Raw genomic sequence first — 20,269 nt, 5'->3', positions numbered from 1 at the left:
GATTTAAAAATAGAATCTTATCAAAGATCACAGCAATGACCATTATTCAATATATCAATAGGTTTGAATTCAACAGAAATATAAACAACCTAAAAATTAATATTAACTAAATGCACAACGGGTTAATTATTACTTTTCAGATATTAATCTAGCGTTGATTATACTTTATTTTTTACCTAATTCTGTAATAGATAATATTAAAAAAGATATGACTACATGACTTATTGGCTAGAAATATTTTGTGGAATAGGAGCAATTCAAAGTATTTTATTCATATTATTAATATTAGCAAAAAAGAACAAAAGATTATCTGATTGGAATCTAATTCTTTGGTTTTTAATTTTTTTCACTCACTTAGTATTAGCTATAGTAAAAGAAAAATATCCTATAAATGCTTTAGAAATACTAACAATGACCATTGGTTTTCTACATGGCCCTTTTTTTTACTATTACGCAAAAACTATATTCAATCAACACCCCAGCAAATTTGATATTTTACATTTTTTACCTTTTTTGGTTTTCACTATTTCTGGCTTTTATATCAAACCTAATCAAGAATTATCGTTAGAAATCATCGTTCTTATTGCAAAACTTGCCTCTAGAATTATTTACCCTTTATATGTATTATTCTCGCTTAATGCAAAACTTAAATTTTTGAAATCAAAAAGAGCCGATCATAGTATATTAGAATTATCCTGGCTTAAAAATATAGCAATCTTGTTTTTAATTAGCTCAGGAATTGCGATGTTAAGGCTTACTACAGAACTTCTGGTTGGTGTTGCATACTTTGAACTTCTGGATATGTTACTTTATGTTAGCCTTTTTACAATTATTGGTTTTTTTGGTTTGAAATATGGTATCGTCTATACACCAGAAATCTCTCTTAGTGCATTTCCGGAAGAAAAAAAATACAAGCATAGTCCTTTAAAGAATGATGAGATCAATATTTTTCAAAATAAAATTAATTCCTTTTTTAAAGAAAGTACTATGTATTTGCATTCAGATTTTTCATTAACCACTTTATCAAAATCTTTAAATATTCCTAAACATCACCTTTCTCAGATTATAAATTCGGACATGGGTACTACCTTTTATGATTTGATTAATACAAAACGAATAGAATATGCTATGCACAGAATAAGGAAAGGAAATAATAAACAATTGACATTTGAAGGGTTGGGTTATGAGTGTGGGTTTAATTCTAAATCCACTTTCTTTCATCATTTTAAAAAGCATACAGGAAAAACACCAGGTCAATTTGTAAAAGGAATAAGTTCGGATTAATTAAGAGGTTCCGTTATCATCTTGCAAATCACTTTGTTTGTATCTCAATTTAAGATTAAACAAAATGAAGAAACGAGATTTTATAAAAACCATGGGAGCAGCTACAGCGTTTACATTTTTAAATCCATTAGAAGCTTTAACATATACATCAAATAGTGATAAAAACCATATTCCTAAGGTTCTCGTTCTAGGCGGAAGAGGTTTTATAGGACCAACTATTGTTAGTGCTTTTTTAAAATCTGGTTATCATGTTACTTTATTAAATAGAGGAAAAACAAACCCTCACCTTTTTAAAAATCTTCCCATAATAATCTGCGATAGAGAACTGGAAAACAAACAAGGGCTTAAAACTATTGATAAAAAACATAAAGAAACGTATTGGGATATCGTTGTAGACACATGGCAGAAATCTCCAAAAGCTGTTTCAGATTTCCTGGAGGAATTTGAGGGACAAATTGGACACTATCATTATGTCTCTACTGTTTCTGTTTATGATAAATGGGACAAGAAATTTATAACAGAGACAGAACCTTTAAATCCACTTCCAAAATTTCCGAAAACCATACAAGAAGATTTTAGGTATGCTATTAGAAAAACATTTTCTGAAGTCACCATAAGAGAAAAGACAAATAAGTATACAATATACAGATCTCATGGCATGAAAGATTTTAGGACCACAAGACCCGAAGATCCCAATTCAGAACCATTTTGGCCTATTAGATTTTATAGAGGAGGTGAAATCCTGTTACCTGCAACCCACAATCATCACATCCAGGTTACTGATGTAAAAAGTTTAGTGAATTTTATCATTCACTGCGCTAAGAATAAAATTTATGGAGACTACAATGTTGCATACACTCCTACTCCCTTTAAAGATTATGTCTCCAGCCTAATACATGCTACCCAAATGCCGAAGAAAATGCATTGGATTGATGGTGACTTTTTAATAAAAAATGAGATCCTTCCATACAAAATAATGCCTTTATGGAAACCAAGTCCGGCTGGTTCTTATTATTTTAATGTTCAGAAAGCAATTGAAGCAGGGTTAGTGAATCGTCCAATGGTAGAAATGACCATAGATCAATTAGAAGGGTATAAAAGCAGACATCCAAATGATGATGTAAAATTTGGAGTTGTTATAAACAATAAACAAATGAAATATTATTCTATGGATAAGGAAAAAGAGGTTATCAAAAAATGGCTTGCTAAATAATTATTAATAACTAATACGCTTTAAGAAATCGTTCTTGTATGTTTTTCCGATCGGCATTACTGTATCTTGAATAAAAACCTGATTTCCCAAGACTTTTTCAATCTTATCCAGATTGATAATATAAGAACGATGTATTCTAACAAAATTAGAATTATACAATTTTTCTTCCCAATTTCTAAGGCTATCTAAAATCAAAATACTTTTATCTTTTGTAACTACCTTCACATAATCCACCTCTGCTTTCAAAAAAAGAATATCATCAATATTTACCTTATAAATAGCCTTATCTGCATAGATAAAAAGCTGTTTTGTGTTCTCATTATTATCTAATGCTTTTATATCCTGTAACCTGTTTACAGCTTTAAAAAACCGTTCATATGAAAAAGGTTTTACCAGATAATCCACAACTGCTTCTTCAAAAGCTTCAACCGCATAATCTGGATAAGCTGTAGTAATAATAACTTTAGGAGGATTTGATAACGTTCTTAAAAAAGATAAACCATTTAATTCGGGAAGTTGAATATCCAAAAACAAAAAATCTGTTTCATCTAGCTCTTGTAATGGTACATCCAATCCACTTTCATACACCCCCAAACAGTTCACAAAAGGGGTTTTCTCGATATAATTTTGTAAAACCTCTTGCGCTCCATGCTCGTCTTCTATAATTAAACAATGTATCATAATGAAATAGTAAGTATCACTCTAAATAGATTCTCTTCTTTTTTAATTTCTAATTGATGCTGTTCTGGATATAACAATTGCAGCCTTTTTTGTGTATTTTTTATTCCAATACCGCTCTCTTGACAGTTTATTTCGATCTCTTGTTTTCCATTTTCATCGTATGGATTCTCGCAATAAAAAGAGAACTGGTTATCTTTTAATACTGCTTTAATATTTATTGGATGTTTATTACCCTTCAAAATACTTGTGTACTTAAATGCATTTTCTACAAAAGGAATTAATAGTAATGGCGCAATTTGTTTTTTTGCATTATCCATCTTACTCAAAAAATTAACTTTTACCTTAGTAGATAATCGTTCTTCTTGCAAACTAATATAGTCTTTTATATGAGTAATTTCCTGATCAAGAGACACATCTTCTTTTTGTCCTTCATGCAATACATATCTAAAATTATTTGAGAGTTTTAAAATTAAATCAGGAGTTTTTTCATCTCCTTTTAATGCATTTGCATAAATATTATTGAGTGTATTAAATAAAAAATGTGGATTCACTTGTGCTTTTAACGCTCTAAGTTCTGCTTGTTGTTTTTCTTGTATTGTAGCATCTAACTCTTGCTGTTTTGTATATAACTTCTTTACAGAATGTAAAGCAAAAAAAACCAAACTAAAAGATAAGTATGTTACCAAACTAGAAGTTATAGATCTCCAACGATGATGCTTATGTCCTTCTTCTGGATGAAAAAAAGTATCGGCATAGTAATGAATCAAAGCGTTGCAAATAAAGACAAGCAATACTAAAAGAATATATTTTCTCTTATTGCTTAATGGAAAGAACCACAAATACATTATATATGTGGGAATCATATTGAATAATAATGCTACCAATTCATGCATAAAACTCATAGGATACCCTCCTTCTCTACCCATATATTTTACATACGGAAAAAAGAGTACCATTCCCCAAAAGAACAAATGCAATATAGGCTCTGTCTTTTTCAGTTTTAGATACATCGTGTTATTATTCATAGAAGAGTACTAAGTTATTATTTTTATTGATGATAAATCACTAAATCCTTTATTGATGCCTTTGCCAGAATAGTTTTTTCTTTGGTTGTAGTGCCGCTTATTCTAAAAATCACATGTCCTCCTAAAAGTGGCGAAAAGTCTGTACGTTCGAAAATAACAATATCGTCAAGAGAAAACCATACACTATTCTCTTTTTTACCTATTTCTACGGTAACCCATTCCTTAGACTTCATTATATTTTCTTCTTTTCGGAGATGAAAATCTCGATCTAATGAAGAAATGTTTTTATAAAAAAATGGAGTATATCCATGAGATTCATTATTAAAGGTCAAGTTATAATGGTTCATTTCTCTGCGCCACTCCCATATTGCCTCTTCATCAGCGTTCTTTTCTGGTAAGGTGAGTTGTAATGTTTCTGCTGTATCAGATGCCGAAAACAATGTGATTAATACCGATGCTTCAGACAAAGGCTTTATCTTATACTTTAATACCATATCACCTTCATATCTTTTTGGACTTATCAAAAAGAAACCATCAGAGCTATCTATCTCTTCAAAAACAAATTCATGATCTTGTATCGAAGTTTTACCTTTCCCTAGTGTTTCCCACCCAGAGAGCTCCTGAGAACTAACTTTTTCTTCAATAAGTTCATTAGAATTGCAACTTACTAGTCCTAATCCCAAAACTACTAATATCATAAATAGAAAAGAGTTCCTTTTCATTACATTAAATTTTACCATTGTTCAATTTTTAATTGTTAGAATCATTATGTCTATATTCTCTTTTTTTTCTATTTCTCTCTTTATTTTCATTTTTGAAAAGCATGTAATTGAGGCTAAAAAGAAATCCAAGAGTTTGTGATTGAAACTTCCACACGGTACGTTGATTAAACTCTGTGGTACGCGTATTTCGTTTCATTAAATTATTATCTAACACATCAACGACTCTAAGGTTAGCTCTCAATTTATTTTTTAGAAATTTTGCTCTTAATGCCCAATCTACTCTATGTCTTGGTTCAATAAAATTAAAAGCATTTTGTCGTCTTGGCATATGTCGATATGTAATATCTGTACTAATCTTTTTAGAAATCTTAAATGTATTTTTTAGTTGTAGATTTGATGAGTATAGCTCATCCCACGTAACCAGATTATTATCATCTATCGCCGTATAATAATAGTTGCCCGTAAGAGCTGTATCCCAAAACTTAGCAAATTTGTATTTCACTGTAGTTTCAACTCCAAAAGAATGATTTACCCCGATATTTTGGAATGAGATTACCTGTACATTATTGTCTTCGATATCATTTACCCACAGGATTACATCTTTCCTATACCGATAAAATGTCGCTAAAGACCAATTTATTTTTTCGCCATTATTTTGATAATTCAATTCAATATTATCACTTGATTCTGGCTTTAATTCTGGATTACCATCAAACCTGAAGAAAGGATTACCTAACTGAAAAGGATTGATGTGATGTAGATTAGGACGGGAGACTCGCTTACTATATCCTAAACCGATTGTATTATCTTCATTAAACTTATAGGAAACATGTATTGATGGAAAAAAGTTAGAAAAATCCAAATCTGTTGTAGATAAATTCAACGTGTTTTGCGATGTCGAAGAAAAATCTTCATACCTCAACCCTACTTGCCAGTCTAAATTTTGAGCACTAAATTTTGCAAGTCCGTAAATACCTAACAATTCTTCTTCATAATCAAATGTATCTAGTGCTCCGGTAGTGTTATTTGCTCTAAAAAACTGCTGGTTTTTTGTATCACTTCTATTCCAGGAAGCTCCTGTTTCTATTTGAATTTTTTCTGAAACCGGTAAAACGTAGTCTAATGATATTGCATGAATGGTATTATCTTCCTCTATAATTTGATCAAACAAAAAAACAGCATCTTCAAAATCAGAAGCAGGATATTCATTTTTATTGTCATTAAGATTATAATCTATCTCTAAAAAATGTCCTTCTTTACGAAACGCTTTGCGATAATTAGCATTAAAAACGGAAGTAAAATGTGAATGTGCTGAGTTTCGGGTATACACAAAATCATTACGATCTGTCACATTAAAATATTGTGAATTGTTATAAAAACTGTGATAATCATCAGTATAATCAAAACCTATCGAGAACTCATTATATTTATCTATAAAAAAATCCAATCCTACTGTTCCTTGTCTAACAAGGCCATTAAAATCATGAGGAGTAAAAATGCTTTGGGTATTACCATTCAGAAAAGTTCTATCGATAGTTTGCTTACTATCCATTTCTCGTCCAGATTGTGAAGCATTAAACCTTAGATTTACAAACGATAAATTATAGTTTCCATCAATTCCATAACCATAACGTTTTGTTCCTACAGAACTATTGAGATTAAGATTTAATCCAGTATTCAAATTTCTCTTTAGAATGACATTGATAACACCAGACAACCCATCTGCTTGATACTTTGCTGAAGGAGAAGTAATGATTTCTACACTTTTAATAGTAGATGACGGAATTTGTTCTAACAATTCTACAGCATCCATAGAAGATGGTTTCCCATTGATTAATAATCTTACATTATCACTTCCTCGTAAAGATATACTACCTGTCCCCAGGTCAGTTTGGATATCAACTATTTGGTCAAAAGCTTCGAGTGCCGTAGTTCCTGATTGCTGAATATCTGCACCTATGTCAATAATTTTTCTATCAATTTTGAGTTGTGTAGTGGTTCGGCCAGCTTCTACCACAACCTCTTCGAGATTGCTCACTGTCGGTTTTAATTCAATTGAGATATTGGTAAGGTCATTAATTTCAGAAAGTCGTTTCACAAAGTTTTCATAACCAATAAAACTAATTTCAAAATATGTAAATCGTTTATTAGTTTTTAACTGAAAATGTCCTCTATCATTTGTCGAGGCACCATCTAACAATTCATTTTTATCATTATAAACTGCGATTGTTGCAAAAGGAATTATTTCTTTAGTGACTACGTCTATTACCGTACCTCTAAAAGTTCTTACCTCTTGACTGGTCGTGATTAGAGATCCAATGAAGAAACAAAACATAACAACTACTGTTCGTATCATTTTTTTGAATTTGATACATCAAAAGTGATACTCTTACAGCTTTTAAGAAATTTTAATCTGTGAACGTCCTTTCTTTCTCTGTTAACGATATAACTCTTAAATTTTAAAAAGGTATTTAGTAAAATTCATTAACACAATCATGTTTTTTAAAAGCATTTATCTTTAGTTTACGATATTTGAACAAAAACAAATCTTGAAAAGAATATTTTTATTGCTAATACTTGTTTGTAGTTTTCCTGCTTACTCGCAACTCAATGTTACCGGAACCGTAATTGATAGTTCAAATAACCTGCCCATAGAAAATGCTAAGGTTCTTGATGTCGGAAGTAATGTCAGTATTTTAACTGATGTGAACGGAAAATTTTCTATAAAGGCTTTAGGTAAAATCGAATTTTCTAAAGAAGGATATGCCGGAGTTTACATCCTGATCGACAAAGACAATTATAGTAAAGATAAACATATAGAGATAACATTATTCCCCATTACAGAATTAACACAGGTATTAATTGAAGACTATTTTCGTCCGCAACCACATAAATATGCAACAGATGCTGTTTCTACTATCACTGCAAATGATATTAACCGAGGAAATCCGATAGAATTACACCCTGTTCTAAATCGTGTGGCAGGTGTTTTTATGCAAAACGGAACATTAAACACCAATCGAATCACAATTAGAGGAATTGGTGCCAGAAATTTATTTGGAACCGCAAATATCAGAGCTTATTTTGGTGATATTCCATTAACTGATGGAAATGGAGAATCTTCAATAGAAGATTTAGAACTCGGGACTGTATCTCAAATTGAAATTCATAAAGGGCCTTCATCTAGTAGTTTTGGTGTCGGATTGGGTGGCGCCATATTATTTAAGCCTGAATATGCTGAAGAAAATACTACCCAAAGTCAACTTACTACGTCATTTGGAAGTTATGGTTTAAGACGAATTCTCGCTAGAGCCTCTACATCTCTGAAGAATTCAAATATTATTGTACTCTATAGTAATAACCATACTGATGGTTATCGAGAGAATAATGAGTATGATCGAAATACAATAACACTCGCCTCTGATTTTGATTTAGGAGAAAAAGATAGCTTTTCTATATTAGGAAGTTATGTCGACCTCAAAGCGGGCATACCTAGTTCCTTAAATCAGGAAGACTTTGATAACAATCCCAGACAAGCTGCATTTACATGGGGAAGAGCTCAAGGTTTTGAAGACATAAATTACGGAATTTTAGGACTAACCTGGAAACATCGTTTCAATGAAAAAATATCCAACAACACCAGTTTATTTACTTCTTTTAGAAATAATGATGAACCCAGACCATTTAACATCCTTAAAGAAAATACAAATAGCTTTGGTATCAGGAGTAGGATTTTAGGCACACATCTTGTCGCTAAAAAGAAACTGAATTGGACCATAGGCGGAGAATTATTTTTTGAAAATTATACTGGTAAGACCTTTCAAAATCTTTATGAAGATTTCCCTATCGGAACGGGTAGTGTACAGGGAAATCAACTTTCTGATCTTGATGAAAAACGATACTATTATAACCTGTTTGGCGAAGTGAATTATGAAATTAACAAAAAACTTAGATTTAATGCTGGGGCACACCTTAATCAAACTTCCTTTGACATTGAAGATCAGTTTTTATCAGATGGAGAAGACAATTCTGGAGAATTTGATTTCGACCCTATACTCTCTCCAAAAATTGGTATAAACTATACTTTAAATTACAACGTTACTTTTTACGGTTCTATTGCTCATGGTTTCTCTACTCCTACAACATCAGAAACATTATTACCTAATGGTATTTTTAATCCAAATATAAAGCCCGAAATAGGTTGGAATTATGAAATTGGAACACGTTACAAACTACTTGACGACAGAGTATACGGTTCTTTATCTTTGTACACGCTTCGAGCCAGAGATTTGTTAGTCTCAAGGAGAACTGTAGATGACAATTTCTTTGCAATTAATGCCGGCAAAACCACTCATAATGGAGCTGAGTTTGAATTAAATTTCACCGTTGCCAGATTAAATCTTGGTAAAAGAACTTTAAATTTCTTTTTCAACGCATCTATATATGACCATACATTTGATAATTTTATTGATCTTGACAGTAATTTTTCTGGTAACGATCTTACTGGTGTTCCTTCAGAAGTTACCAATTCTGGCATCGAATTTATTACAGAAAAAGGGTTTTATGGTAATCTTAATTATCAAACCGTAGGCAAAATCCCAGTTAATGACGCCAATACTACTTTTAGTAAAAACTATGAATTATTACATGGTAAAATAGGATTTAAGAATAGTATTAGTAACCACTTCAATTATGATTTATTTTTGGGTGTAAATAACATTTTAGACACTGACTATGCTTCTCAATTACAGATTAACGCAAGAGGTTTTGGAGGTAACGCTCCAAGATATTTTTATCCAGGTTTACCATTTAATATCTATGGAGGGATTAACATAAATTATAGATTATAAACAATATTTCTTTGTATTTTTCCAGAGTAAACACATAATTTATGAAGAATTTTGTTCTCCTATTGACTTTTGCTTTCCTTACAACTTTTTCATGTGCTCAGGAAAAGAAAAATGATATTACTTTAGAAGAAGATCCTAAGAATTACACAACAGAAATAGTAGTTCCTGATTTATTAATTCCCTGGGGAATGGTTTGGTTACCTGATGGGAGTATGTTAATTACAGAAAAAAGTGGAGAGCTAATCCTCTTTAAAGATGGTGTTAAAACTTCAATTACAAGTGTACCAGAAGTATATAATCGTAATCAAGGAGGCTTATTAGACATCGAGCTACATCCTAAATACAAAGAAAATGGATGGCTATACATAACATACTCTTCTAAAGAAGGTCCAGAAAAAGGAGGAAATACAGCACTAATAAGAGCTAAACTTAAAAATAATGAGTTAGTTAACATAGAAAAATTATATAAGGGAACTCCAAATACTACCCGTGGACACCATTTTGGATCTAGAATAGAATTTGATAATGATGGATACTTATACTTTTGTATTGGAGATAGAGGAAATAGAAATGTAAACCCTCAGGATATTACCAAAGATGGTGGAAAAATATATCGTCTTAATGATGATGGAAGTATCCCAAAAGATAACCCTTTTGTAAGTAAGGATGGTGCAAAAAAAGCGATTTTCTCTTATGGACATCGTAATCCTCAAGGAATGGCAATCCACCCTGATGGCACAATTTGGATTCATGAGCATGGACCAAGGGGTGGAGATGAAATTAATCCCATAAAAAAAGGAGTAAATTATGGTTGGCCAGTAATCACTTATGGTATCAATTATAGTGGTACATCGATAACAGATATCACCAAAAAAGAAGGAATGGAACAACCTTTATATTATTGGGTACCTTCTATTGCTCCCAGTGGTATGGATTTTATTACCAGTGACAAATACCCCGATTGGAAAAACGACCTCGTAGTAGGTTCTTTAAAATTTCAATATTTAGAATTGGTAGAATTAAGCAACAATAAAGTTACAGGACGAAAAAAACTATTAGATGGCATGGGACGTGTTCGCAATGTAAGACAAGGACCTGATGGATTTATCTATGTTGCTATCGAAAATAAAGGTATTGTAAAAATAGTTCCTTCCCTAAAATAGAAGTATAAAATGAAGAAGCGTTTAAAACAACTTTTAATCTTTGAAATCATAATATTGGTTATGAGCGTATCGATTCTTGCTCAAAAAGGAAACACTGATTATACATACATTTCAAATACAGAATTAGAAATTCAAGATGCAATACTTTCAGAAAGTATTGCCCGTGGAAAAGAGATATATGCTGATTTTTGTATGCAATGTCATCTTCCCGATGGAAAAGGAACTCCAAAAGTATTCCCTCCCCTTGCAGGATCTGATTGGTTAGTTAATAAACGTAAAGAAAGTATTCACTCTATAAAGTATGGACTAAATGGCCCTATAGAAGTTAACGGAATATCATACAATAGCGCAATGACTTCACTAGGGCTTGAGGATGAAGAAATTGCGGATGTTATGAATTATATCATGAACACATGGGGAAATACACAGAAAAAAATGGTTACAACTCAGGAAGTTTCTAAAGTAAAAAAATAATACTCTTCCCAAAACATATACTACATAATACTAACTTCCTTGATTACTATTTAGCCTATCAATAGTTTGATAACATTACTACTATGATGATAAAAGATATTTTAAAATATTATCCATGTGTAAAAACAACAAATTAATTGCTACAATAGTTTAACACAAACATTATATACTCCCGCTTTAAACACCTATATTTATTAGGTTCTTATTCAACTTTATATTTCTTTCTTATAGACTTTCCCGCTATTCAGTTAGAGGTTATTTTAAAACTCAATTTTCATTCAATTTTAAAAAACATTTGTATAAATCATTAGTTTAGACTACTTTAGTATACTGTATACCGTATACGAAATAAAATATAAGATGGAAAAACTCTCTAATAATGAACTAAGTGCACAGGCCTACAAAGAGGTCAGATCAATGATTATAAATAAAAAACTAGTCCCTGGGCAGAAGATTGTTCAAGACAAACTAGCAGAAAATCTGGGTATTAGCAGAACGCCTTTACGATCGGCACTACAAATGTTAGAAGGAGAAGGTTTAATAGAATCTGTTCCTCGCAAAGGTGTAATTGTAAAAGAATTTACAGATAGAGAAATTGTAGAAATATTCGATTGCAGGATAGCTTTAGAAGTAACTGCCATTCGATTATTTACAGACCGCGCTTCAGATGCCGAAATAAGTGAACTTAGAAATCTATTCCTTCCTTTTTTAAATGGAAAAATTGACAACGATGCTTATCAAAAAGCAGATGCCAAATTTCATGATGCCATTATGCTTGGCAGCGGAAATAACTTTCTACACAAATTATTTCATAAAGGAAATTTATTGGTTTGTATTGACTTAATAGGTTTATTAAGACAACCTGATGAAACACTTCAGGAGCATATGGAAATGATTGACGCAATCCAGAAAAGAGACTCTGACTTAGCTGAAGAACTTTCCAGATCACATCTAGATAGAACGAAGCAACTAATTCTAAAAAAGTTAAATGAGTAAAAAAAGCACTTTTTTCCCTGTTAGGTATCGTATGGTACTAGGTACATTTGTTCTCTCTATGATTGTCCTTTTTGATCGAATTTTAATTTCGGTAGCCAAGGACCCAGTAGCAAATGACCTTGCATTATCTGATAAACAAATGGGTTGGGTATTATCTATTTTTGCTCTTGGTTATGCCTTATTTCAAACTCCTTCAGGATTTTTGGCAGATAAACACGGAGCAAGAAAAATTCTTACCGCAGTAGTTAGTATTTGGTCCATTTTCACAGCACTTACTGGAGCGGTTTATAATTTTTTCACTCTTATCATCGTCCGGTTTCTTTTTGGAGTTGGAGAAGCAGGAGCCTTTCCAACCATGGCGAGAGCAATTTTTAGTTGGATTCCAATAAAAGAAAGAGGTTTAGTACACGGTATAAATTTTTCTGGCGGTAGAATCGGAGCTGCAATTGCATTGCCTATTGTAGCATGGTTAATTGATATTACAAGTTGGAGAATGAGTTTTGTTATTCTTGGATTAATTGGAGTATTATGGGCCTTAATATGGTATTGGTGGTATCGTGATTTACCAGAAAATCATGCTTCGGTTTCAGAAAATGAATTAAAAATCATCAAAGAAAATGTGCAAGAAACAAATAATAATAAGCCATCTATCTCATTTAAAAAATTGTTTGGTTCTCGTGCAGTATGGCTAATGATGGGACAGTATTTCTGTAGTAATTTTACCTTCTTTTTTTGTTTAACCTGGTTGTTCCCTCACCTTAAGGCAAAATACAATTTAGATATTATTGAAGCTGGTTTCTATTCCTCTGCTCCATTTATATTTGGTGCCATCGGAAATTGGGTTTCAGGTTGGATGGTAGATTTCATTTACAAAAAAGGAAACTGGGAACTATCAAGAAAGGTACCTGCCATGATAGGATTTGCTCTTGCAGCCATCGGAATAGTAGCAAGTATCTATATGGACGAAGTCCTGGGAGCCGTAATCTTTATATCTCTGGCTGTATTTGGAGCAGATATGACGTTAAGTCCATCATGGTCAGCTTGCCTTGATATTGGAAAAGAGCATTCGGGAACTGTTAGCGGAACCATGAATATGGCAGGAAACTTAGGTTCTTTTTTTACTGCATTAGCTTTCCCATATATGATAGCATTTACAGGTTCTAATACTCCTTTTTTCTTTTTAGCCGCACTACTTAATGTATTAGCTATACCTATGTGGCTGATCGTAAAACCACAAAAACCATTGTCCCTAACTCAATAAAGAAGTAAAGAATGATAAAATTTGAAGAATTTAAAGACGTTTGCCAACAATCCATTGAGATGATTGAAGCTGCTGGACTATTACTAACACCAGAGGATAAAAAGAAAATAACAGCTGCAGATTTTGGTTTAAATCATATAAAAAAAGAAGGCGTTCAAATACTAACCATGTTTCAGACTGATAGAATAGCCGGTAAAATATTGGTTTTATTACCTAATCAAACAGAACCAGAGCACTGGCACCCTACCGTAGGAAATGACCCCGGAAAAGAAGAAGTTATAAGAGCTATTAGTGGAGAACTTTATTTCTATATCCCTGGAGAAAATAACATGACACAAGGTTTTATTGTAGATGGAAAAGAAGATTGCTACACCATGCGAAATGAAGTTGTACTTAACCCTGGAGATCAATTAGTATTACCAGCAGGGACAAAACATTGGTTCCAAGCTGGTAAAAAGGGAGCTGTAATGTATTCTTTTTCAACAACTGTAACAGATTTAATGGATCAGTTTACCGATCAAAATATTGTAAGAGATACCATTATCGAGCAAGAACCTAGTAACAGCACATATTAATACAACAACAATATCAAATAAAATATAAATGAAACAAAGTATTATAACCGCATTTTTAAGTAAAACACAGGATAGGTTTTCTGAATATCAAGAACCTACTGCTCTAAGAGAACGTCTTGAAATCGTAAAAAAAATTAATGGAGTTACTGGTGTTGAGATTGTGTTTCCTTATGAAACAGAAGAAGCTAATACAACCAAAGCTTTAATGCAAGAGATGGGATTAGAATTTGCTGCTGTAAATGCCAATATCAAAAAAGAAACAAAATGGGTCCCTGGTGCATTATCCAGACCAAAAGAAAATCTGCGACAAGAAGCTGTTCAAATGATCAAAGATGCAAAAGATTATGCAATTACCGTTGGTGCACCCTTGGTTACTTGTTGCCCTCTATCAGATGGGTTTGACAACTTATTTCAGGTAGATTATCAAAAAGCCTGGAAATATATGATTGATGCTGTCGCCGAAGCTGCAGATTATAAACCAGAAATGCCCTTGTTTATTGAATATAAAATTAATGAAACCAGAGTAAACTGTCATTTGGATAGTTGCGCAAAAACAATTGTGTTTTTAAAAGAAGTTCAGAATGCTGCAACCGGAATTACAATTGATTTTGGTCATTCTCTTTTAGCCAAAGAAAATCCAGCACAGGTACTCGCTCTGTGCGAACAGTCAAACGTAGATTATTACTTACACACCAATGATAATGATTGGCAGTTTGACTGGGATTTAATTGGTGGTTCTAGAAATTTTTTACATACGGTAGAGTTTTTCTTTTATGCAAAAGAATTTGGTTACAACAAGTATTTTACAGCCGATGCATCTCCCCGTATTTTTGATATGGTTGGTTTTTTTACTGAACATGCAGAAATGAATAAAGCCATTTGGAATATTGTAGAACATCTAGATCGTGATAAATACAGAAGACTTATGCATGAAGAAAAGCATATGGATTTGATGAAATTAGTACGAAAAGAAATTTATAGACTTTAAAAATGCCAAAAGAAACTTTTAAAATAACGTATGGTGACGCAAAATCACTTATGAATGCTGCTACAAAGTCAGCATTTCAACATAATGTCCCAGGAGCAATTGCAATTGTTGATAACAGTGGAAATCTAATATTATTAGAGATTCTTGAAAATACAATGAGCAGTGCTGCAAAAATAGCAATTGGTAAGGCTGCCACCGCTGCTGCTTTTAAAAGACCCACAATCGATCTCGAAAATGTAGTATTAGAAGGAAGAACACCTATGTTGGTTCTGGATAGTGCTACATCAGAAGCATATGTTCCTTTAAAAGGAGGATATCCCATTTGGCATAATGATGAACTTCTAGGTGCCATTGCTGTAGCTGGTACCATGGATGCAGAAATGGATGAAGTAGTCGTTCTAGAAGCTCTTGATAACAAAGGTTGGTAATATATATAAAATACAATGAGGACAAGCTTTAAAATAATGCAATATATGATGGCCATTTTTATAATATTGGCTTCTACCCTTTCTTTTGGTCAAAATTCAAAACAAACAGATTTTGAAAAATTTGAAGTAAAAAAAGGAACTAACATTGCACATTGGCTATCTCAAACCAAGAAAAAAACGGAAGAACGAACAAAGTTTTTCACAAAATCAGATGTAAAAAAAATTGCAGATCTGGGTTTTGATCATATACGATTACCCATTGATGAAGAACAAATGTGGGATGAAAATGGAAATCGATATGAAGATGCATTTCAATTAATGGAAGATTGTGTGAATTGGTGTTCTGAATATGGATTAAAAGTTATAGTCGATTTACATATCTTAAGATCACATCATTTCAATGCGAAAGTAAAACCATTATGGACTAGTACATTAGAACAAGAAAAATTCTTTGACCTATGGCGTGATCTTTCAAAAACGTTAAAAAAATACCCTAATCATTTATTGGCCTATGAATTAATGAATGAAGCCGTTGCAGACGATCACAATGACTGGAACAAATTGCTTGTTAGTGCTTTTTCTGCCATTAGAACATTAGAACCAGAACGTACAATTGTTATAGGTTCTAATCGATGGCAATCGGTAGAAACTTTTGATGCTCTTGAAGTGCCTCTAAATGATAAAAATATTCTTTTGAGCTTTCATTTTTATAAGCCTTTTTTATTAAGTCATTACAAAACACATTGGACTCCTTTAAAAGAATACAAAGGCCCTGTGCATTACCCGGGAATAATACTTACTGAAAAGGAATTTAAGAAACTTCCTCAAGCTGTAAAACCATTAGTAAAAAAATGGGTAAATGTAGAATTTAACAAAGCCATATTATTAAAAATGTGGCAAAAACCCATTCAAAAAGCAAAAGAATTAGGCTTACCTCTATACTGTGGGGAGTTTGGAATTATTTCTGACGCACCACAAAAAGATAGTCTTATTTGGTATGAAGATATGATCGAGCTTTTTGAAGAAACAGGAATTGGATATGCAAACTGGAATTATAAAAGTGATGAATTTGGTTTGGTTGGTAATGATGGTAATAAAAAACAAAAACTAATAACTATCATTTCAGGAAAAAAAACCAAAACTAAACTTTAAAAATGAAGTAAAAACTTATGAAACGTCTTTTTAGTCTTACATATAATTTTCTATTGCTATTAAGCCTGCTCCTATTCGTAAACTGTAAGGAAACACGAATAGAAAATAGTCAATGGGAAACTATTTCTGTACAGGGTAAACCAACTGCTCGTCATGAAGCAGGGATGGTGGCGTTTAAAGATAAAATTTTATTGATTGGTGGTAGAAGAATTAATCCTATTGATGTTTTTGATACAAAAACAAATACTTGGGAAGCTAAATCAAAGACCCCTATCGAGTTACATCATTTTCAACCGGTAGTTGTAGAGGATGCTGTATATCTTATAGGTGCAATGACCGGGAAATGGCCAAACGAAAAACCTCTCGACCGTGTTATCATATATTACCCTGAACGAGATGAATTTGTATACGGCCATACAATTCCTAAACATCGACGTCGTGGAGGCGCAGGTGTAGTGTATCATAACAATAAAATTTATTTGGTTGGCGGGATTACAAATGGCCATGTAGATGGCTACAAACCCTGGTTAGATGAATATGATCCTAAAACAGGAGCCTGGAAAGTTTTGGACGATGCGCCTGATGCACGAGATCATTTTCAGGCTGTAGTGGCCAATAATAAACTATATGCTTTTGCTGGCCGCAGAACTTCAAAAAAAACAAATCAAGATATGGCATTGACCAATACTTATGGAAATATATATGATTTTGAAACTGCCAAATGGGAAACAGTAACTAATATACTAGAAATACCTACTCAAAGAGCCGGTAATTCTGCATTTTCATGGAATAATGATATTATAATTGGTGGAGGTGAAAGTATGGCGCATGAAGCTGCTCATAATGAAGTTGAAGCTTACAATAGTAAAACAAAAACATGGAGCAAATGGCCTTCATTACTACAAGGGCGTCATGGCACAGGGTTCGCTATTATTGGCGACTATGTATACATAGCATCAGGAAGCGGTAATCGCGGTGGTGGACCAGAGCTTACTTCAATAGAACGACTTAAACTACCATCTAAGGATAATAGTGAAACCGTTACACAATCAAATGCTATACCTATTCATAAGCAATGGCATACCGTAACCTTATCGTTTGCCGGACCAGAAACATCAGAAACAGCTTCTGATAATCCATTTTTAAATTATCGTTTAAATGTAGAATTCAAACATGAAAAAACGCAATATACCATAAGAGGTTTTTTTGCTGCGGATGGTAATGCTTCTGAAACGGGAGCCAAAGAAGGAAATATCTGGAAGGCAAGATTCACCCCAGATCAAATAGGAAAATGGAGTTATTCTGCAACACTTCATCATAAAGATAGTATTGCTCTAGATGATGATTTAAAAAAAGGAGAACAAGTTGACATTACAAATGCTAAAGGTCAATTTATAGTAACAGAATCTGATAAAGATGGAGTTGATTTTAGAGCTAATGGTCGTCTTGAAGCTTCAAAAGGATATTATCGATTTCAAGATTCAAAAAAATACTGGTTAAAAGGAGGAGCAAATAGTCCTGAAAACTTATTGGGATATGTAGATTTTGATGACACCTATCGCATACAGAGTTCAAACAAAGATGGCGAAGCAAGTACCACAGAAGAAATACATAAATATGAACCTCATCTAAAAGATTGGAAGCCTGGTGATCCCAGTTGGAAAAACGGCAAAGGAAAATCATTAATAGGAGCTATAAATTTTTTAGCTTCAAAAGGAATGAATTCGATCTACTTTCTAACCATGAATATTTTAGGAGATGGTAAAGATGTATGGCCATATATACACCCTGAAGATTTTACCCGTTTTGATGTTAGCAAATTAGATCAATGGGAAATTGCCTTTCAGCACATGCAAGCCAAAGGGATTTTATTACATCTGGTACTACAAGAAACTGAAAATGAAACAATGCTCGATAAGGGAAATACAGGACCTATGAGGCAATTATATTTCAGAGAATTAATTGCTCGCTTCGGACATCATTTAGCACTAAACTGGAACTTAGGAGAAGAAAACGGTCCAGCTTCCTGGTCTCCAATAGGACAAAATGATAGTCAGCGAAAGGCAATGGCTAAATTTCTTAAAAATGCCGACCCATATAGACATCCTGTTCTTTTACATACGCATTCACATGATCCACTAAGAAGTAAAATTTTAGATTCTATTTTGGGATATCAGTACTTAGATGGCTTGTCATTACAACAAGACAAAAGAGAATTTGCATCACATGTAGTTGAAACCTGGAAAACAAAAGCCAAAGAAAAAGGACATGATTGGTTAATTACCATGGACGAAATAGGTTTATGGCATACTGCAGCTTTACCGGATAATGAAGACCCCGATCATGATTCCTTACGACAATATGTTCTTTGGGGAACTTTATTGTCGGGAGCTGCAGGTTTGGAATGGTATTTTGGCGCAAAGCACCCACACAATGATCTAAATTCTGAAGATTGGAGAGAACGAACTCGACTTTGGGAATTAACTAATCATGCTATTACATTTTTTCAAGACAATTTACCATACTGGAAAATGCAACCAGAGCATACACTAATCAACTCATCAAAAGCATATTGCTTACGTAAAACAGGAGAAATATATGCTGTTTACCTACCAAAATCGAAAGTACACACCATCAATTTAACTAATGTAAAAGGTGATTTTACAATACATTGGTTTGATCCCCAAAACGGAGGACAGTTGCAAAAAGGATCTGTAGATAGTATACATGGTGAAGGAATACGAAAACTAGGTCTCCCCTTAACTCAAAAAGATGAAACTGTTCAAAGAGATTGGGTTTGTTTAATAAAAAAAGATAATTAGGATAAGCTATTAAGGAAAGAACTTAAGTGTAATGATAAAATTTATATTGGATAAATAGTAATGTAATGTTGGGAAATAATTTAAAGATTAATAATCAACCAGAAATTGAAGCCATGTTTTTAAAACACTATCAAGAATGGTGTTTACTATCATATAGTTATATCGAAAACATGTCTGAAGTCGAAGATATGGTTCAGGATGTTTTTGTTAAAATATTGAGAAGAAAACCTAAAAACGAAATTTTAGATTTAAAAAATTACATCAGTACAGCTGTAAAAAACAATAGTTTAAAAAGGATTAAAAGAAATAGAAAATTAGAAAAATTAGAAAATTCTAATGTAATTTCTTCTCCTTCTTATGAAGAATATTTGATTGAAACAGAAACAAAAATCAAAGTACAAAAGGCTATGGAAGTATTACCAGAACAAAGTAAAAAAGTTTTTCAGCTTTGTGTTTTGGATGGAGAAAAATATCAAAATGCAGCTGACTCACTTGGTATTTCAATAAATACAGTGAAATTCCATTTAAAAAAATCATTTAAAATATTACGCTTAGCATTACGAAATACATATGCTTAAATATTCATAATTCATTTAATGACATTTTTTTAATAAAAAAAATACGATTTTCCCATT

The 20,269-nt window shown here is 32.5% G+C and carries 17 protein-coding genes and 1 pseudogene; 14 read left to right on the top strand and 4 right to left on the bottom strand.

The window, feature by feature from the left end:
* The 3 genes and pseudogenes from FOF46_RS32655 to FOF46_RS22045 all read left to right on the top strand — a co-directional run.
* Positions 1–110: pseudogene (locus tag FOF46_RS32655) on the top strand (IS982 family transposase); the annotation flags it as partial.
* Positions 111–216: 106 nt separating this feature from the next.
* Complete coding sequence (locus tag FOF46_RS22050) at positions 217–1,284, top strand: helix-turn-helix domain-containing protein (protein WP_143917944.1); 1,068 nt, start codon at positions 217–219, stop codon at positions 1,282–1,284.
* A 64-nt stretch (positions 1,285–1,348) separates the two neighbouring features.
* Positions 1,349–2,497 (top strand): NAD-dependent epimerase/dehydratase family protein, encoded by a 1,149-nt coding sequence (locus FOF46_RS22045; protein ID WP_143917943.1) that lies wholly within the window; start codon positions 1,349–1,351, stop codon positions 2,495–2,497.
* 3 nt (positions 2,498–2,500) lie between these two features.
* On the opposite strand, the gene FOF46_RS22040 is transcribed toward FOF46_RS22045, so the two are convergent.
* From FOF46_RS22040 to FOF46_RS22025, 4 genes are read right to left on the bottom strand one after another with little or no spacing between them, the layout of a single operon-like run.
* Positions 2,501–3,178 (bottom strand): LytR/AlgR family response regulator transcription factor, encoded by a 678-nt coding sequence (locus FOF46_RS22040; protein ID WP_143917942.1) that lies wholly within the window; start codon positions 3,176–3,178, stop codon positions 2,501–2,503.
* Complete coding sequence (locus FOF46_RS22035; protein ID WP_143917941.1) at positions 3,175–4,203, bottom strand: sensor histidine kinase; 1,029 nt, start codon at positions 4,201–4,203, stop codon at positions 3,175–3,177. The genes FOF46_RS22040 and FOF46_RS22035 overlap by 4 nt, the downstream gene beginning before the upstream one ends.
* A gap of 23 nt (positions 4,204–4,226) precedes the next feature.
* Positions 4,227–4,925, bottom strand: coding sequence for a hypothetical protein (locus FOF46_RS22030; protein WP_143917940.1), 699 nt, complete (start codon positions 4,923–4,925; stop codon positions 4,227–4,229).
* Between the two features lie 28 nt (positions 4,926–4,953).
* Entirely contained in the window at positions 4,954–7,281 is a 2,328-nt protein-coding gene (locus tag FOF46_RS22025) for a TonB-dependent receptor (RefSeq protein WP_143917939.1), read from the bottom strand.
* 193 nt (positions 7,282–7,474) lie between these two features.
* On the opposite strand from FOF46_RS22025, the gene FOF46_RS22020 reads away from it, so the two are divergent.
* From FOF46_RS22020 to FOF46_RS21970, 11 genes are all read left to right on the top strand, one after another.
* Positions 7,475–9,775, top strand: coding sequence for a TonB-dependent receptor (locus FOF46_RS22020; protein WP_143917938.1), 2,301 nt, complete (start codon positions 7,475–7,477; stop codon positions 9,773–9,775).
* A 41-nt stretch (positions 9,776–9,816) separates the two neighbouring features.
* Positions 9,817–10,938: a PQQ-dependent sugar dehydrogenase gene (locus FOF46_RS22015; protein WP_143917937.1), complete on the top strand. Its 1,122-nt coding sequence runs from the start codon at positions 9,817–9,819 to the stop codon at positions 10,936–10,938.
* Between the two features lie 9 nt (positions 10,939–10,947).
* Positions 10,948–11,412: a c-type cytochrome gene (locus FOF46_RS22010; RefSeq protein WP_244299709.1), complete on the top strand. Its 465-nt coding sequence runs from the start codon at positions 10,948–10,950 to the stop codon at positions 11,410–11,412.
* Positions 11,413–11,772: 360 nt separating this feature from the next.
* The gene (locus tag FOF46_RS22005) at positions 11,773–12,408 is read left to right on the top strand and encodes a GntR family transcriptional regulator (RefSeq protein ID WP_143917936.1); all 636 of its coding nucleotides are present in this window, start codon (positions 11,773–11,775) and stop codon (positions 12,406–12,408) included.
* Positions 12,401–13,669: an MFS transporter gene (locus tag FOF46_RS22000; RefSeq protein ID WP_143917935.1), complete on the top strand. Its 1,269-nt coding sequence runs from the start codon at positions 12,401–12,403 to the stop codon at positions 13,667–13,669. The genes FOF46_RS22005 and FOF46_RS22000 overlap by 8 nt, the downstream gene beginning before the upstream one ends.
* An 11-nt stretch (positions 13,670–13,680) precedes the next feature.
* Positions 13,681–14,244, top strand: a complete 564-nt coding sequence (locus FOF46_RS21995; RefSeq protein ID WP_143917934.1) for a D-lyxose/D-mannose family sugar isomerase — start codon at positions 13,681–13,683, stop codon at positions 14,242–14,244.
* Between the two features lie 28 nt (positions 14,245–14,272).
* A complete protein-coding gene (locus FOF46_RS21990; RefSeq protein WP_109438167.1) occupies positions 14,273–15,232 on the top strand; it encodes a sugar phosphate isomerase/epimerase family protein in 960 nt (319 codons plus the stop codon).
* 2 nt (positions 15,233–15,234) lie between these two features.
* A complete protein-coding gene (locus tag FOF46_RS21985) occupies positions 15,235–15,660 on the top strand; it encodes a GlcG/HbpS family heme-binding protein (protein WP_143917933.1) in 426 nt (141 codons plus the stop codon).
* A gap of 45 nt (positions 15,661–15,705) precedes the next feature.
* Positions 15,706–16,812, top strand: coding sequence for a glycoside hydrolase family 5 protein (locus FOF46_RS21980; RefSeq protein ID WP_143917932.1), 1,107 nt, complete (start codon positions 15,706–15,708; stop codon positions 16,810–16,812).
* A 17-nt stretch (positions 16,813–16,829) separates the two neighbouring features.
* The gene (locus FOF46_RS21975; protein WP_143917931.1) at positions 16,830–19,634 is read left to right on the top strand and encodes a Kelch repeat-containing protein; all 2,805 of its coding nucleotides are present in this window, start codon (positions 16,830–16,832) and stop codon (positions 19,632–19,634) included.
* 65 nt (positions 19,635–19,699) lie between these two features.
* A complete protein-coding gene (locus FOF46_RS21970) occupies positions 19,700–20,212 on the top strand; it encodes an RNA polymerase sigma factor (protein WP_109438164.1) in 513 nt (170 codons plus the stop codon).
* The last annotated feature ends 57 nt before the right edge of the window (positions 20,213–20,269 follow it).

The sequence above is a fragment of the Aquimarina algiphila genome (assembly GCF_007489275.1).
GTDB lineage: Bacteria > Bacteroidota > Bacteroidia > Flavobacteriales > Flavobacteriaceae > Aquimarina > Aquimarina algiphila.
This window is presented reverse-complemented; position numbering and strand designations above follow the sequence as displayed.